Source organism: Agromyces humi (assembly GCF_009720255.1).
Lineage (GTDB): Bacteria > Actinomycetota > Actinomycetes > Actinomycetales > Microbacteriaceae > Agromyces > Agromyces humi.
Window position 1 is genome coordinate 1 of the sequence record NZ_WJSP02000011.1, and the last position, 14,172, is coordinate 14,172.

At 67.7% G+C, this 14,172-nt stretch carries 27 protein-coding genes and 1 pseudogene; 27 read left to right on the forward strand and 1 reads right to left on the reverse strand.

Annotated features, from left to right (window positions below; translation table 11 throughout):
* The 3 genes from GH736_RS02355 to GH736_RS02365 form a co-directional block, all read left to right on the forward strand.
* A partial coding sequence (locus GH736_RS02355) for a hypothetical protein (protein WP_203230629.1) occupies window positions 1-439 on the forward strand: 439 nt, incomplete at its 5' end.
* A gap of 52 nt (window positions 440-491) precedes the next feature.
* Entirely contained in the window at window positions 492-707 is a 216-nt protein-coding gene (locus tag GH736_RS02360; protein WP_159599899.1) for a hypothetical protein, read from the forward strand.
* Window positions 704-1,066: a hypothetical protein gene (locus GH736_RS02365; RefSeq protein ID WP_159599901.1), complete on the forward strand. Its 363-nt coding sequence runs from the start codon at window positions 704-706 to the stop codon at window positions 1,064-1,066. The genes GH736_RS02360 and GH736_RS02365 overlap by 4 nt, the downstream gene beginning before the upstream one ends.
* Window positions 1,067-1,133: 67 nt before the next feature.
* Here GH736_RS02365 and GH736_RS02370 read toward each other — a convergent pair whose 3' ends face one another.
* Window positions 1,134-1,877, reverse strand: coding sequence for a hypothetical protein (locus GH736_RS02370; protein WP_159599903.1), 744 nt, complete (start codon window positions 1,875-1,877; stop codon window positions 1,134-1,136).
* A 122-nt stretch (window positions 1,878-1,999) separates the two neighbouring features.
* Between GH736_RS02370 and GH736_RS02375 the strand changes: the two genes are divergently transcribed.
* From GH736_RS02375 to GH736_RS02485, 24 genes and pseudogenes are all read left to right on the forward strand, one after another.
* A complete protein-coding gene (locus tag GH736_RS02375; RefSeq protein ID WP_159599905.1) occupies window positions 2,000-2,464 on the forward strand; it encodes a hypothetical protein in 465 nt (154 codons plus the stop codon).
* A 25-nt stretch (window positions 2,465-2,489) separates the two neighbouring features.
* Window positions 2,490-2,786 carry a hypothetical protein gene (locus GH736_RS02380; protein WP_159599907.1) on the forward strand — a complete coding sequence of 99 codons (297 nt, stop codon included), beginning with the start codon at window positions 2,490-2,492 and terminating at the stop codon, window positions 2,784-2,786.
* A complete protein-coding gene (locus GH736_RS02385; protein WP_159599909.1) occupies window positions 2,783-3,100 on the forward strand; it encodes a hypothetical protein in 318 nt (105 codons plus the stop codon). The genes GH736_RS02380 and GH736_RS02385 overlap by 4 nt, the downstream gene beginning before the upstream one ends.
* A 29-nt stretch (window positions 3,101-3,129) precedes the next feature.
* Window positions 3,130-3,444, forward strand: a complete 315-nt coding sequence (locus GH736_RS02390; protein WP_159599911.1) for a hypothetical protein — start codon at window positions 3,130-3,132, stop codon at window positions 3,442-3,444.
* A gap of 76 nt (window positions 3,445-3,520) precedes the next feature.
* Window positions 3,521-4,135: a thymidine kinase gene (locus GH736_RS02395; RefSeq protein WP_159599913.1), complete on the forward strand. Its 615-nt coding sequence runs from the start codon at window positions 3,521-3,523 to the stop codon at window positions 4,133-4,135.
* A 46-nt stretch (window positions 4,136-4,181) separates the two neighbouring features.
* Complete coding sequence (locus GH736_RS02400) at window positions 4,182-4,493, forward strand: hypothetical protein (protein ID WP_159599915.1); 312 nt, start codon at window positions 4,182-4,184, stop codon at window positions 4,491-4,493.
* Between the two features lie 99 nt (window positions 4,494-4,592).
* On the forward strand, window positions 4,593-5,210 hold the full coding sequence (locus tag GH736_RS02405) for a hypothetical protein (RefSeq protein ID WP_159599917.1): 618 nt from the start codon (window positions 4,593-4,595) through the stop codon (window positions 5,208-5,210).
* Window positions 5,211-5,229: 19 nt separating this feature from the next.
* On the forward strand, window positions 5,230-5,469 hold the full coding sequence (locus GH736_RS02410; protein WP_159599919.1) for a hypothetical protein: 240 nt from the start codon (window positions 5,230-5,232) through the stop codon (window positions 5,467-5,469).
* A 98-nt stretch (window positions 5,470-5,567) separates the two neighbouring features.
* Window positions 5,568-6,539, forward strand: coding sequence for a hypothetical protein (locus tag GH736_RS02415; RefSeq protein ID WP_159599921.1), 972 nt, complete (start codon window positions 5,568-5,570; stop codon window positions 6,537-6,539).
* Between the two features lie 9 nt (window positions 6,540-6,548).
* Window positions 6,549-6,992 (forward strand): hypothetical protein, encoded by a 444-nt coding sequence (locus GH736_RS02420; protein WP_159599923.1) that lies wholly within the window; start codon window positions 6,549-6,551, stop codon window positions 6,990-6,992.
* A gap of 114 nt (window positions 6,993-7,106) precedes the next feature.
* Window positions 7,107-7,361 (forward strand): hypothetical protein, encoded by a 255-nt coding sequence (locus GH736_RS02425; protein ID WP_159599925.1) that lies wholly within the window; start codon window positions 7,107-7,109, stop codon window positions 7,359-7,361.
* 64 nt (window positions 7,362-7,425) lie between these two features.
* Complete coding sequence (locus tag GH736_RS02430) at window positions 7,426-7,809, forward strand: hypothetical protein (RefSeq protein WP_159599927.1); 384 nt, start codon at window positions 7,426-7,428, stop codon at window positions 7,807-7,809.
* 12 nt (window positions 7,810-7,821) lie between these two features.
* A complete protein-coding gene (locus GH736_RS02435; RefSeq protein ID WP_159599929.1) occupies window positions 7,822-8,235 on the forward strand; it encodes a hypothetical protein in 414 nt (137 codons plus the stop codon).
* A 68-nt stretch (window positions 8,236-8,303) separates the two neighbouring features.
* A complete protein-coding gene (locus GH736_RS02440) occupies window positions 8,304-8,702 on the forward strand; it encodes a hypothetical protein (RefSeq protein WP_159599931.1) in 399 nt (132 codons plus the stop codon).
* Between the two features lie 53 nt (window positions 8,703-8,755).
* A complete protein-coding gene (locus GH736_RS02445) occupies window positions 8,756-9,040 on the forward strand; it encodes a hypothetical protein (protein WP_159599932.1) in 285 nt (94 codons plus the stop codon).
* Window positions 9,041-9,334: 294 nt separating this feature from the next.
* Window positions 9,335-9,837, forward strand: a pseudogene (locus tag GH736_RS02450) (DUF6283 family protein).
* Between the two features lie 54 nt (window positions 9,838-9,891).
* On the forward strand, window positions 9,892-10,587 hold the full coding sequence (locus GH736_RS02455) for a hypothetical protein (RefSeq protein ID WP_159599933.1): 696 nt from the start codon (window positions 9,892-9,894) through the stop codon (window positions 10,585-10,587).
* Between the two features lie 86 nt (window positions 10,588-10,673).
* Window positions 10,674-11,153, forward strand: a complete 480-nt coding sequence (locus GH736_RS02460; RefSeq protein ID WP_159599934.1) for a hypothetical protein — start codon at window positions 10,674-10,676, stop codon at window positions 11,151-11,153.
* Between the two features lie 186 nt (window positions 11,154-11,339).
* Window positions 11,340-11,639: a hypothetical protein gene (locus GH736_RS02465; RefSeq protein WP_159599935.1), complete on the forward strand. Its 300-nt coding sequence runs from the start codon at window positions 11,340-11,342 to the stop codon at window positions 11,637-11,639.
* A 124-nt stretch (window positions 11,640-11,763) separates the two neighbouring features.
* Window positions 11,764-12,315, forward strand: coding sequence for a DUF6927 domain-containing protein (locus GH736_RS02470; protein ID WP_159599936.1), 552 nt, complete (start codon window positions 11,764-11,766; stop codon window positions 12,313-12,315).
* 48 nt (window positions 12,316-12,363) lie between these two features.
* Complete coding sequence (locus tag GH736_RS02475) at window positions 12,364-12,612, forward strand: hypothetical protein (protein ID WP_159599937.1); 249 nt, start codon at window positions 12,364-12,366, stop codon at window positions 12,610-12,612.
* 79 nt (window positions 12,613-12,691) lie between these two features.
* Window positions 12,692-13,048 carry a hypothetical protein gene (locus GH736_RS02480; RefSeq protein ID WP_159599938.1) on the forward strand — a complete coding sequence of 119 codons (357 nt, stop codon included), beginning with the start codon at window positions 12,692-12,694 and terminating at the stop codon, window positions 13,046-13,048.
* Window positions 13,045-13,170 carry a hypothetical protein gene (locus tag GH736_RS25490; protein ID WP_268891227.1) on the forward strand — a complete coding sequence of 42 codons (126 nt, stop codon included), beginning with the start codon at window positions 13,045-13,047 and terminating at the stop codon, window positions 13,168-13,170. Before GH736_RS02480 ends, GH736_RS25490 begins: the two co-directional genes overlap by 4 nt.
* Window positions 13,171-13,442: 272 nt before the next feature.
* Window positions 13,443-14,090, forward strand: a complete 648-nt coding sequence (locus GH736_RS02485; protein ID WP_159599939.1) for a hypothetical protein — start codon at window positions 13,443-13,445, stop codon at window positions 14,088-14,090.
* Window positions 14,091-14,172: the final 82 nt, after the last annotated feature.

The window sequence follows — 14,172 nt, forward strand, 5'->3', positions numbered from 1 at the left end:
CCTCAACTCCAAATGGTTCCGCGAGATCGTGACACTATCCGCTCACAACCAGGTGCGCGACGGTGCCAACGCCGCCAGAGCTGACGTCGACGCCGCTCGCGCTGACGCCAACGCCGCCAGAGCTGATGCGGCCGCCGCGCGCAGGGAAGCCCGCGAAGCGCGGGACGATCTGGAGATTGTGAACCTGATCACCGAGCGGTTCAAAGTCGGGGACCGCGTCGTGTACGCCGGCGAGGTCGTGGACGAAAGCTGGGGCGAGATCGCCCGAGCGGGAACCATCATCGCGGAGCGCAAGCAGCAGCTGATCGACATCCGCTGGGACGGTGCCGGCCTGACCCTCGGGCAGGACGCTTCCGGGTTCAACCCCGGCCCGGCAGAAAGCGCCCGGTCATCATCGGACGGGTCCGGCGAAGGCTGCTGCCACTCCTGCCACTGCTGACCTGCCCCGCGCATGGGTGTCTACTGACCGACCCCAACCCGAGGAGGACCACATGGCCACTGGAATCGAGAACATCCCCGTCGGAGGGCACACCATCCCGCTCGGCACCCCCGTCACCGTGACCAAGCAGGGGGTCCTGCAGCCGTGGGAGGGTGTGACGGTGTTCCGGCACGACCGGAACCGCACCTACCGGCTCCACTTCCCGAACGACACCTATGTAACCGCACACGAAAACGAGCTCACCGTGATCGCCCCGGAGCCCGCGTGACCGCGTCGACGCCCAAGGCTCGCGCGATCGAGCTTGGCTACAACGCCGGGTGGCGGTGCTCCGAGCGCGGCGGGTACAGCCTGTCGAACGCCTGGACGAGCAACGGGCCCGAGGAGAACCGCGACATCTACCACCGCAAGGGTGGCAAAGGCAGCGGGGACGCATTCCTCGACGGCTACCTCGACCACGCTGCCGAGCATGAGCGCGGCCAATCACTCCCGCGGCTCCTCGCGACGGTGACCGCGCGGGTGCACTCAGCGGGCGCAGCCGACGCCGTCTACACGTCATGGCCGATGCCATACCCGGACGCCATGGCCGCCGCCGCGAAGATCCCCTGCTCGTGGATCGAAGAGGTCTGAGGCCGACTTCACAGACAAGCGGCGCCGGGGATCGTTCCCAGGCGCCGCTTCGATGTTGTCTCGGACGCTACTCGCGCGGCGCACCATTCGAGCAGCCGGCGCTGACGGTGAGCCCGGTGTCGACCGCGGCGGCAGCAGCTCGCTTCGCCGCCACCCGCTCCGCGAACGCAGCCTTCAACCGCAGGTACTCGTCGCTGTGCGTGTCACCCGACGAGACCGTCCCGCTGCTGGCGTAGGAGACCTCAGCGGCGTACCACCCGTCGTCGTCGGAGTCGTCGTAACCCCAATCGGCTTCCTGGGCTGCAGCCTCGGCCGCAGCGGCCGCCGCAGCTGCGGCAGCCGCCTCGGCTGCAGCTTGCTCAGCGGCGATCCGCTCCGCTTCCTTCCGGTCCCACTCGGCGATCTCGGCGCGAGCCTGGTCGACGGATGCTTGGAACCGGGCGACCGCTGCGGTAACCGCTGTGCCGACCTCGGCGCCGGCGGAGTCACGGGCGAGGGTCTCGTAGTCACCGAGGAGCGCATCGGCGCGAGCATCACCGAGCTTCCCGCGGAGCTCAGCGGCGACGCCGTGAGCGGCTGCCGTGACCTCACCGACGTTCGTCCTCGCTGACACCAGTTGCGCGGCGGGCAGGTCGAACGACACCGACCCGAGACCCACATGTCCTCGGTTCGCGGCGATCGCGGCGACCCGCTCATTCGCGACGCGTTCCGTGTCCCAGTACGCGCCGGTGCTGAACAGCAGCCCGGTGAGGACGGCAGCGCCGGTCATCACCGTGGCCGCGCGGCGGGCGCGGAATCCGTTGGGTCTCACCAGGGCATCCATCGATCGAGCCTCCATGAAGTCTGCGGCCGCACCCGGAAGGGAGGCGGTCCGAAGGGGAGACATGCGGCAGCCAGGCCCCGCGCATGACCTGATCGACGACAGGAGACCCGTTGACCGACACCGAGACCGGGCCGACCATGCGGTCTAGCGCCAGACACTTCGACCGCCGCCCCACCGCGCAGTGGAAGCCCGCACGCGCCGACCATGGCATCCGCCGCTGGGGTGTCCAGAAGGACCACCCGTCGGGTGAGCCGCTTCTCGACCTCACCGACGCGGGCATGCCGCGCCGGTACGAGACCGAGCTCGGCGCCGCCCGCCGCGCCGTCACGCTGAACGACGAGGAAGCCGTCCCGCTCACCAACGAACCGAACCGGCTCCTGAGCCTCCTCCGATCCGTCGCGGAGGACGAGCGTTCGGTCGACCTGGCGTTCTGGGTGACGGAGATCGACAACGGCGGCGTCTGGGACGCGTTCACCGACGCGGACGTGCGGCACGCCCGGAAGGTGATCGTCCGCCTGCAGAACGTGCTCCGCACCACCAACCTCACCCTCGACCGGCGACACCGCCGGCTGTGATCGTCAGGCCGCGCATGAACGTCGTATGACGACGACCGATGCCGCGCGCGACGAAGCCTGGGCGGCCTACGCCCGCGAGGATGAGGAGTTCACCGGCGGCAACCCCAAGGGGCGCGCCTACCGAGCCTTCCAGACGGCATTCACACAGGGTGTCACCGCCGGGCGCACCGCCCAGTTGGCCGACGTCCGCGCGGAGGTCCAACGGATGCTCAACGTCTACGTCGACCCGGACACCGGCAGCTTCGACGAGGACGCCTGGCGGTTCGTGAGCGAACTCCGCGAACTGGTCGGCACGACCGTCGACGAGCTGAGCGCCTCATGAACGGTCACGCGCAGGCGGCGCTCGAGAACGCCGAAGGCGCCGAACAAGCCCGGAAGGACTTCGCCGCAGGCGTCACCGTGAACCCGTTCACCAACGCCGGCGGGTGGCGCCGACTGGCCTGGCAACGCCAGACCGAACTGCTCACCTGCCGGCGCGACCACGACCGGGCGAAATGCTGCTGGGAACACCAGGTTCACCTGCGCCCGTGGAACAGGTCGTTTCTGGGGATCACCTCCTGCCCCGTATGCAACGACGAAGCGAACGCAGCCCGCCGTGAACTGGCGTCGACCTCGGAAGAGGCGCGCCGGATCTGAGCCCGCACGGCTCCGCGCATGATCGGGGCATGACGCACACGACCCCGCTCACCGCATCGCAGCAGGCCGCCCTCGACGGTGAAGGCGGCCAGTTCACCGCCAAGATCGCCGCCGACGGGCACGTCGAGTTCGTCACCGCCGAAGGCGAGCTCCTCCCGTTCACCATCTGGGCAGGCTGGTCCAGCCTCCGCGGCGGCATCCCCGTCATCGCCGTCAACACCGGCCGCGAAGTTCGCGAAGCGGCGTGGATCGCCGCGGGCACCTGGGGTGATGAGATCGACCCGGTGATCCTCGTCGACGAGGACGACGTCGTGTACGACCCGGCGCGCGTCTACACGGGTTGATCGCAGGTTGGAGTGGCCACCCCGCCGCGCATGTTGGACTCGGCCGCCGCAACACCGGCGCCGAGAAAGGTCCACGATGGCGAAGCTGTATTTCCGGTACGGGGCGATGAACTCCGGCAAGACCACCGCGCTGCTCCAGGCTGCGTACAACTACGAGGAGCGCGGCCAGCGGGTGCTGGTCGCGAAGCCCGCCGTGGACACCAAGGGTGACCGCCACATCGTCTCCCGCCTCGGCGTGTCCCGCGAGGTCGACTTCACCGTGACCGCCGACGACTCCTTCCGCGACCGGTTCATCGAGCACAGCCACCTCGCCTCCGCGAACACCGGCCAGGACGTGAGCTGCCTCATCGTCGACGAGGCGCAGTTCCTCACCGCCGCCCAGATCGACGACCTCCTTCGCATCGCCCTTCTCGACGGCATCCCCGTCCTCGCCTACGGCATCCGCACCGACTTCCAGACCGCCGCGTTCCCTGGCAGCCGACGCCTGCTCGAGGTGGCGCACAGCCTCGAAGAGTTGAAGACCATCTGCCGTTGCGGATCCAAGGCGATGTTCAACGGCCGGAAGGTCGACGGCCGGTACGTGTTCGACGGCGACCAGGTCGCGATCGACGGCGTCCGGGTCGAATACGAGTCCCTGTGCGGCAAATGCTACCTCCGCGAAAGCGGCGGGGTGCTCACCCCGGCAGCCTGACCGTCGCCGCATTCCTCAAAACCGTCACCAGCCCCCAAGGAGCCCAATGTTCATCGTCCTCGCCGTGCAGTCCGACCGGCTGACCTTCGACAAGCTCGAGGCAGCCCTTCCGAAGGACATCCGCAACTTCGCCGCCAAGGCGTCATGGGAGGCCGGCCGAGGCGAAAACGGCGGGCCCCGGGAGGTTCGGATCCTCGGCAACGCCGTCCCCGTCGTCGTCGAGAAGATCGAGGCGGCCGCAGCCGCGATCTCCAAGCGCCCCGACGTCGACCGTGTCGTCGTCCGCGCCGCCAGGCCGAAGGAGGACGACTGGTCGTCCGTGAAGGAGTGGGGCGCCGGCGAGGCGCTGGCGGCCTGACGCTTCGCCAGGCGCTGTCCGCGTGGAAGACGTTCGATCTTGACGCGGGGCGGGCACTGGAGGACTCTTTCCCTGAACACTCATGATCTCGGGGGAATCATGGACCATCGCGGACGCCGTCTTCTTCTCACCGCCGGCATGGCATGTGTTTGCGCAACTGCCCTGGCCGGGTGCGTTGAGCCCACCTGGTTCGCCGGAACATCGTCCCCTGCCCCGGCCGGGAACAAACCCCGTGCGTATCTTCAGATCACGTTCTGCACGCCAGAGGGCGAAGGCCAGGACGACAAGCGACCTGACACCAACGTGGTCGTCTCGCTGAATGCGTCCCCTGTCAGCGCCATCACCCTCGGACGGTTGCTCGCCGGGGCGCAATTCGGTGTCGGAGAAACATGGGATGAAGGCACCTGGAACCCAGACCCGGACTCCGACGCTTCCCACATCGCCATTGCCGCCGATGCCAAGAGTCAAGAACTGGACAACGCAACGCTCACCCTCTCCTATGAGGTTGACGCAGCCCAGGACGCCATCGCCGGCGAAGAATGGCTGCACGGGTTCCAGGCTCGCATCGTGGACCCGTCCGGCAAGCTCCGCCAGTGGGGAATGAGCCGAAGGCCGGTGAAGCTCAACGAAGACTGGGACGGCAAGTCGCAGACGTTCAAACTGGCGGAGGAGTCCAGCCGAAGCGACCAATGGCTTTATCCATGCCCTGGCGCGTAACTCCGCGCATGGACGGGCCATGACCCAGACCCTCACGGCGGACACCGCAGCACCCACAGCAGACCGCGACGTCACCTTCATCGTCCGGCTCGACAACCACGACCGTGAGTCCTGCCCGGACAGTCCGTGGATCGCCGCGCTCGTCGGTTCGGGCGTGCCCGCGGGTGTCGGCACCACCCCTGAGGCGGCGTTGGCGGAGCTGCTCGCCGGTGTCAGCTGGTCGCAGGAGGTCGCGGAGCGTTCCGGCACGAGTGGCTGATCGGCTAACCAGATGCAGCCGGTTTGGTGAATCGCGCCCGACCCCCGATGATGTCCTGAGTGTTGACCCCACTTCGGGGGTAGTGGGGTAGGTGTGTTGTGCAGCCGGAAGCTGTCGTCGAACGGCTGCAGGTCCTCGACCGCCTCGGAAACTGGGCAGCCGACCAGATCCGCTACGGACTCACCCCACCCACCATGCTGAGCTACCGGCTCGGCCGACACACCACCCCGCACGACTGGGTGTGCAACGGATTCCCGCCCGAAATCTCCGCGACCATCCGCGACCACTGGGACTTCCCCGACTACAACACCTGGTCCGGATTCGACTCGCTCGTCTCCACGCCATGCGAAGTCTGGATGGGGATCGCCGACACCGCCATCGGAGTGGACGCCCGCGTCTACCCGGTCTCACAGTTCGACCGGACCGTGCACGCGCTCAGCCCGCAATTCCAACAACTCGAGCGTCTCGGCGCCGCTGTTGACATGACCATCCTCGACCAGCTCCGCGACCTCCCCAGGCCCGAACCGATCGACCGGACACTCATGATCCAGACGATCTCCGCTTCCGCAGCCGCGCTCGACGGTTCGATCACCCGCAGCGTCTCCCGCGCCGGACGCCGAGGGATCCGCACCCACGTCATCGCCCCCATCCCCGAAGCTCACGCCGTCTACAAAGCCCGGGACGGCTACCACCTCGGATGGAAGCTCGAGGCGAGCGGCGTCACAGGCCGCGCCATCGTCGCCGAACACCTCCGCGCCTGGGCCCAGACCAGCTTCCCCGTCTACCTCCAACACCGGTGGGAGCACGACCTCAACGACATCCGCACCAGGTACGCGCGACTCGTCGAGAAAAGCCACGGCAACCCGCCGACGTACAACCGGGCCGCCCAGGCGTTCCGAGACATCGCCGGACACTGGTTCGGCGGGGACGTTCTCGCCGCATCCGCCGCGATCGACCTCCCAGTCCGAGACATCCCGCACCACGTCACCGCATGGTCGGCAAGCCGCCGATCTGCCGCACGCGCTCACAGCCCGCGGACCGGGAGCCACAGCACGGTGCCGCGCGGCTAGTCTGCAGGCATGGACGACCTCACCAGCCCAGACGCTGGAACCACCCCGGAGGCCGACGGGCGCAGGTACAGCTCGTTGAACGAGGCGCTGCAGGCGCACGGGATCCCGGTCGAGAACCACCGGTTCATCCAGGCCATCACCGAACAGGTCGGGATCGCTGAGTACTTCGGCACCTCGAGTTACATCAAGGCGGTCCGCCAGGGCGCTGGCCCAGCACTCAACATCTCCTACGGGTGGACGAACGGGTTCCGCTCCGAGGAAGAAGCCCGACGGGCCGCCGGCGAGGGCGCCAACATCTGGCCCAGCCAACGCGGGAAAGGGCAATGGGGCGTCGGGCACCCCGAACACGGCAGTGGGAGCGGCGGCGGAGCCCCGGCGAAGGTGAAACGCGACTACGGCGTATGCGAGGTGTGCTTCACCGCGTACTCCGCGAACGGCAGCTGCCTCTGCTGACTGCGCAGCATGCAGGCTGGCCGCGCATGACGTGATCGACAGAGACGGCCTCGCCACGGCGGAGGTCCACCATCACGAAGCAGGCCGGATGACGGCCGTTAGGAAGGGGCAAACATGCCTCCGTACTGCGAGATCCACGGCCGGCACCACAGCTCACGCGAGTGCGAATACGAGATCGCTCTCGACCAGGCAGCCGCGCGCGCGGCGCGCGAGAAGGTGGACCGTGATGCCCGCATTGCCCGAGCCACCAAGCTCGGTCTCGCCGCCTACGCGACGGCGCACGGCGTCCCAGTCGACGACGTGAACCCGACCGACCTCGGCCTCCAGGAGACCATCGACCTCATGGTCGCAGAACTCGCGACCGCCTGAAGTGCAGCACCCGACGCCGGCCGCAACCACCTGTGCGGCCGGCGTCGCCGCGCATGGACGTGTCATGAAGAACACCACCCTCCTCATCGGCGCCGGCAACACCATCAGTTACGACACCGTCACCACCAGCCACTACGACCGGCTGGTCGACGCGGACCTCGGCGAGATCGTCGAGGTGATCGTCCGCGACACCCCGAAAGGCCCCCGCCGGTACGAGCAGGTGCACAAGGACAACATCTTCGCCGTCAACGGCAAGGACCTCCCGGCGCCGTCCTGGGAGCTCGTCGAGGTCGAGGAGTTCTACCTCTACAGCGTGTTCACCGGGAAGCCGGTCGCCGGCCGTGCCTGGGAGAGCTGCGAGGACGCCGAGAAGTTCCTCAACACCAGCGACGGGAAGTACGCGTTCGACATCCGCTCCGAGTTCCGATCCAACCTCATCGAGCTGTAGGAAAGGCACCCAATGCGAGACCACCACCTCCTGATCACCGCGCCCGACATCGCAGCAGCCACGCTCTCGGCGGTGCTCCAGACCACCACCGATGCGAACAACATCGACGTCTTCGACCAGACCGACGGCGTCGTGGAAGCGCAGTTCACCGAGTGGACCGACCGCGACCAGTTCGACGAACTCCTGATCTGGTGGAGCACCACCGGTCGAGTCGAACACGACATCGACGATCCTGAAACCGGGAAGCGCCGCCACATCTATGAGGCCGGCGCCCGCGTTGCGACTCTGGTTGAAGGGTTCGTTCCAGAACGCCTCCCCGAGCTCATCCAGGCAACGCTCGCGGCCGCCAACAGCGCGGACCTCGCCCTGCTGCAGTCCGCCGCGACCGAGCTCACCCGCGAACTCCTCACCGGCCTCGACGACTGACCGGCCGGCCGGCCGGCCGGAACCGCGCATGCATGTTGCCAGAAGCAACCCAACGCCCTCGGAGGACGATGATGCCCAGATTCAGCAGCAGCAAGCACACCACGCGGACCGCCGACCCCGCCCCGTGGCTCGCCTACGACGGCACCCGCACCGCCGAGAAGGTGTGGACCCAGCAGGCGGACGACCAGACGCTATGGGCGCCGTCCGTGTTCGCGCCGCGGCGCAAGTTCGAGGTGCCTCTGAACGACCCGGCGAACGAGGTGATCGGCGGCTTCCGCGTCTTCCGTGAGGACGTCGCGGCCGCTCACCCGCACCTCGACCCGGTGGAGGTGCTCGCCGGCGCGGCCGCGGAGTTCCTCTTCTACTCGGACGAGCCGGACTACACCGGCGACCCGGTGGAGCTCGAGCACGCCAAGTCGGTGCTCCGCCGGATCATCTCTGCGAAGGAAGCGGGCGTGTTCGCCTGACCCGCCGCGCATGAGGGTGTCGACGAAGGATACGACTACGAAAGGGCACACTCATGGGTTTCGCAGACGATATGCGACGCATCGCCGAGACGACCGGCCGCACCTACCGGACGCCGCTCCGGGTCATCGTGCAGCAACCCGATCACCCGTACACGAACATGAAGTACATCGGGAAGAACGCCCTTGAGAACGCCGGGAAGCTCGTCGACAGCTTCGCCGAGAACGTGAATTGGAAGGCGTTCGAAGGCGACGGCCACGGAGGGATCATCCCGATCGCCGACCGTGACTGGCTGGCCGAACGGAACGCAGCCGACGCACGCGAGGCACAGCTGCGCTGAGATCCCCTGGCGGATCGGCCGGCCGCCTGCCCGGCGCCCGCGCATGATCGTGTCGAAGACGACGTACCGGCGAAGAGCCGGCCGACCAGGAAGCAGGACCGCATGGGATTCTCGCTCGCCGACTTCGCCGAACCAGGCGACAAGTTCACGGACTTCGTCACGGGAGAGTCCCGCATCGTCCCCGAACCCGACGAGGCCTGACCGGCGCTGGAAGCACGAACCATGCCCCCGAACCGGTACCGCACCAAGCCCGGCACTACCCGACTGAACGGGTCGGCGCCGAAGCCGCACACCATGGCGGACGCATCCCTCGAGGCACGGCATGATGGTCCGGTGGAGGACCACCTCATCCCGCCCAACGAGCTCGCCGACAACCCTGGCCCGGGTGTCCCCGACGATAGCGGGGGAGCGAAGCCACGGCGGACGCCTTGCTCGTCGTGCCCTTACAGACGTGGTGCTCCGTCAGGCGTTTGGCATCCCGAAGAGTACGAAAAACTCCCCAGGTACGACGCGGAAACCTTCGACCAGCCCGTGCAGGCCTTTTCTGCCACCACGCCGACGAGACCGTCTGCGCCGGTTGGCTCGGCCACACCGAGCCGTCGCAACTGCTCGCCGTGCGGATCGGGATCATGCGAGGCGACCTGCACCAGGAATGCGTCGACTATACGACCGACGTGCCACTGTTCGAATCGGGAGCGGCCGCCGCAGAGCACGGCGTCGCAGAGCTGTTCGAGCCTGGAGAGCGGGCCCAGAACACCATCGAGAAGCTGATCCGGCTCAGGCAACTGGACCGATAACCTTCACGCACCACCCCGAACCGCGCCACATCCACCCTCCAGAGCTTGGACGCCATGACCGCCGCCCCGCCTCCCGCCAACGACCGCCCACCCCTCCTGCGCCAACCGCTGTTCTGGATCCTCGCCGGGGTCGGGGTGCTGCTCGTCGCGGCCGGCGTCACGGTCGCACTCGGCGTCGGGGCGAGCCCGTCTGGCGGACGGGCCCCTACGGGAGCCGCGCCCGCAACAACGACCGCAACTCCCGCGGCAGTCGAGGCAACCGAGGCGCCGGTGCAGGTACCTCCGGTGTCCGTTTTTGCGATCCCACCTGACTGCGCCGGCATGTACACCAAGGACTGGTCCGCGGACATGAACGGGTTCGTCCTGAACCCGGCGTGGGCGGCCGACCCGAGCAACCTGCAGTACGGTTCCCGCGATGACGGTCTCGTCACCGTGCTCGAGGCGACGAAGTTGCTGACGTGCAAGTGGGCATCGCCGAACGGTGGCACTGACCGGGGGATCACCACGAACGTGGCATCTTTGACACCTGAGCAGCAGGCGAGCACGATCGCTCACGCGCAGGCGAGCGGGTTCGACTGCTACCAGGAGTTGGGCGGCACTCGGTGCGTCACTGAGACCGCACCGAGCGCGGACGGGCAGTCCGGGGAGTCGCACTTCCTCCGCGATGGAGTCTGGATTGCCACCGTCTGGATCAACCTGCAGCCAGACGGGTACACGCATGACATGGTCGCGGCGATCTTTGGATCCTAAGAATGCTGGGAAGATTCCTCCATTGACTTCCGAGGATTTCTAATCTATCGTGGTGGAATAGCGAGATCCAAGGAAGGAATCCTCCAATGAACGATCTGCCCACCTCCGACTCCGCCGGCTTCCAGTACGTCCCCGTCCCCAACGAGCACGTGCCAGCCGTCTACCGCTACCTCGCAGAACTCACGGTGCCAGCTGCCCAGCCAGCGGCTACCGCCGCAGAGTCCAGGAACGAGCTGCCTTGGAGCGACGAAGACCTCGCCCGGCTCAAGGCCCGCTCCTACGAGACGACCGTCATCGTCAGCGACATCATGGACATCCTGGCCGCGCACCCCGGCGACTGGTTCACGAACGCGGAGCTCGCCGAAGCCCTCAACCGTCAGCCGTCCCAGATCGTCAGCCTCTGGTCGTCACTGTCCCGGCACCTGAACAAGCACTACGGCCGTTCGCAGTTCCCGATGGAGACCAAGTCCGGGAAGCGGTTCAACCCGCGGAAGCCGGAAGGGGTGTACTACCGGCTCACTGACGACCAGGCCGAACAGTGGAATCGGACCGCCCCTCAGGCATGAGCTCGCTGCGACCGCGGGTATGCGTTCCCGCGGTCGCGGTCCAGTGCGGCGGCCGGCAACACCAAGCGGCGGCCTAGCTCCCAACCCGCCGGCGACATCATCGCCGCGAAGACCGGGGTGCCCCACCTCTATCGCTTGGTATGTCGCCGCAACACCGCGACGGCACCGCACGTCAGGAGAAACCGCATGAGCCACCCCGTCACCGCCCTGAGCATCGCCTCGATCCTCGGACCGGACCGCGAACCGGACAACAACCGCATCCGCCTCACTGCGGCACCTGAGAGCACCCCGAACCGGTTCCACCGGCCGACCGACGTGATGATCAACATCCGGCCCGCGGAACGACGTGCACGCGCCTGGTACCGGGTGTTCGAAGACAACGAGGGCGACCACGTCATCATCCTCGCCGGATCACCCATGCCCCTCGACACGTACCTCGTCGAACACCTGCAGCCGTGGCTGAACGGGGAACGCGCCGCCAGCTGATCAGGGGCTACGGCACCGGCGACGACCAGAAATCGTGCGCCGGCGTCGCCCGCCCCCGCGCATGAATGTCTCGAGAAGAAGCAGCGCCGGCCCACGGGCCCGGCCGACATGAGGAGACACATTCATGGGATCGACCGGCATTCACCGCCGCAAGGGTCAGACCAACCGCGAGTTCTTCGCCGCACAGGTGCTTTCCCCGGAGCACCACGAGGTCCTCGCCGACATCACCCGCCGGGAACCCGCCGGCTCCGAATGGTCCAACGTCTACTACGCCGCGGTCCGCGACAACCGCACCGGCAGCGTCTTCGCGCTCGTCATCCCGTTCACCCGCGTCCCCAACCCGAACGCGTACACGAACTTCTACTACAAGACCATGGACGAGACCGTCCACCCTCTCTACTACGACGCCACCGCGGCGATCCTCGACGCGCTGACCGACACGACCTACGAGGGCGCGAAAGAGTGGCGCGACAAGGCCCGCGAGGCAGTGAACGCTGCTGCCGCCACCCCAAAGGTGAAGCGCGGCGACACCGTGAAGTTCGCCCGGGCGCTCACGTTCACATCAGGCCTCGCCGCTGACACCCTCACGTTCGTCGAACGGTCCACGTTCCGGCTCCCAACCGGGCAGCTGGCCCGCATCCCGAACTGGAAGCGTCTCAGCTTCAACGTCGCCTGACCGCTTCCGCGCGGCCGCGACCGAACCGCGGCCGCGCATGGAAGTGACATGACTCAGAACCCCACCGACAAGACCGGCTTGAACGTGCACCTCACCGGGAACGCCTGGCACATCGTGACCGAGTACGTCCGCGAGAACTACGACGCACCCGAAGACGAGGCCGACACCGTCACGAACCGGCTCGAGCAGACCATCGAGAACCTGAACGGCGAGGAGATCGCCGCGATGCTCCTCAGCGTCGCCAAGCGCGCGTTCAAGGCCGGCTTCGAGCAGACCGGCGCGAACCTCATCGACTGAGCGGGGCCGGCAGGCCCCGCGCATGAATGAACCCCACCCAAACCGGTGGGACCACATCGACAGCGAAGGAGACCCGGCCATGCTCACCACCCTGGACACACCATCAGTCCTGTACGGCATCCTCGACCCGGAACGCGAGTTCACCCGGCCGCGCCCGTCGCAAAAGAAGCCGAAGGTCACCTGCGACTGCACCGACCGGCACGGAGGGCAGAAGAAGGCGTACCCCAACCTCGAGGAAGCACGATCCTCAGCGATGCGCCGCGACTACGGCGTGTTCCGCACCTACAAGTGCCCCCAGATCCACGGGTATTTCCACCTCACCGGCGCGGAATGGCCGCCCACCAGGGAGGGCGACTCCCGCACCCAGCTGCAGGAAGCCCGCCGTGCACACCGCCGCGCCCGTCGCACCGCCAACACCCAGGAGGCGCGAGCATGACCGAGCAGAAGCCCGCCGACCGACGGCTCCGCATCAGCATCGAGTTCGGCGGTCATGTCGTCCTGGTCGTCCTGATCATCGCCGTGGCCGCAATCGCCATCGCGGACACCCTGAGCCGCTGAACAGTCGCACCCGCACGAGACCCGGACGCCGGCTCGCACGCAACCATGCTGCACAAAGGCGCCGGGTGATCCGACGCGCCGCAGACCTCGTCACGCCGCCGCGAGACCCGCCCCGGCGAGCCGCAGATCAAGGCGATCGTCGCCATCGCCGTGTTTGGCGGGCCAGCCGCCATCGCCGCCACCATCTGGGCGACCCTTCACCGCTGAACCGCGCATGAACGCCTCGAAGACGAGACACCCGGCCGGGCGCCGGGACGACCTGGAAGGCGATCATGCAGCCGATGTACGACAACCCCGAGACCCACGCGGCGAACCCGCCGGAGACGTGGAAGGTGGAGAAGGACACCGGTGGCCGCTCAGGCTGGTGGGACCTGTACGTCAGCGACATCTCGAACCGGCCGATCATGGGCTTCCGCACCAAGCGTGAAGCAGTCGCCGCGACGACCGAGGGGAAGTACTTCGACGCGTGGCACACCGACGCCCGCTGGTTCGCCGGGGAAGCCGTCCACGGTCGGAAGCTGTACCGCGAGGTGCTCGACCAGCGCGCCGCCGCCGAGCGTGCCGCCGCGCGCAAGGCCGCCCGCTCCGGGACCACCGTCGAGGAACTCGCGAAGTGGAAGTCAGCGCTGGGTGCCGCGGACCCCGTCCTCGCCGACGTCCTCGACGCCGCACGTGACATGTTCCGGCTCATCGACGACGGCCACCTCATCGACATTGACGCCCTCGACCGTGACGAGGCGCTCGCCCTGCACCGCGATCTCGCCGAGACGTGGGGTGTCAGCTCCGACATCGAGATCGAACTGCACCGCACGAAGTACCTCGGGATCGGCGCTGACCGCACCGCCGTCGAGGTGCTCGAAGACCTCGCCGAAATCGAACGGGAGCAGTCCGCTTTCGCACTGTCGCTGCCCACGCGGTAGCCGTCACACGGCCCGGCGGCCGCGCATGAACGTCATGAAGACGACATGCCGGCCGCCACGGCCGCGGAACCTGAGGAGCCAC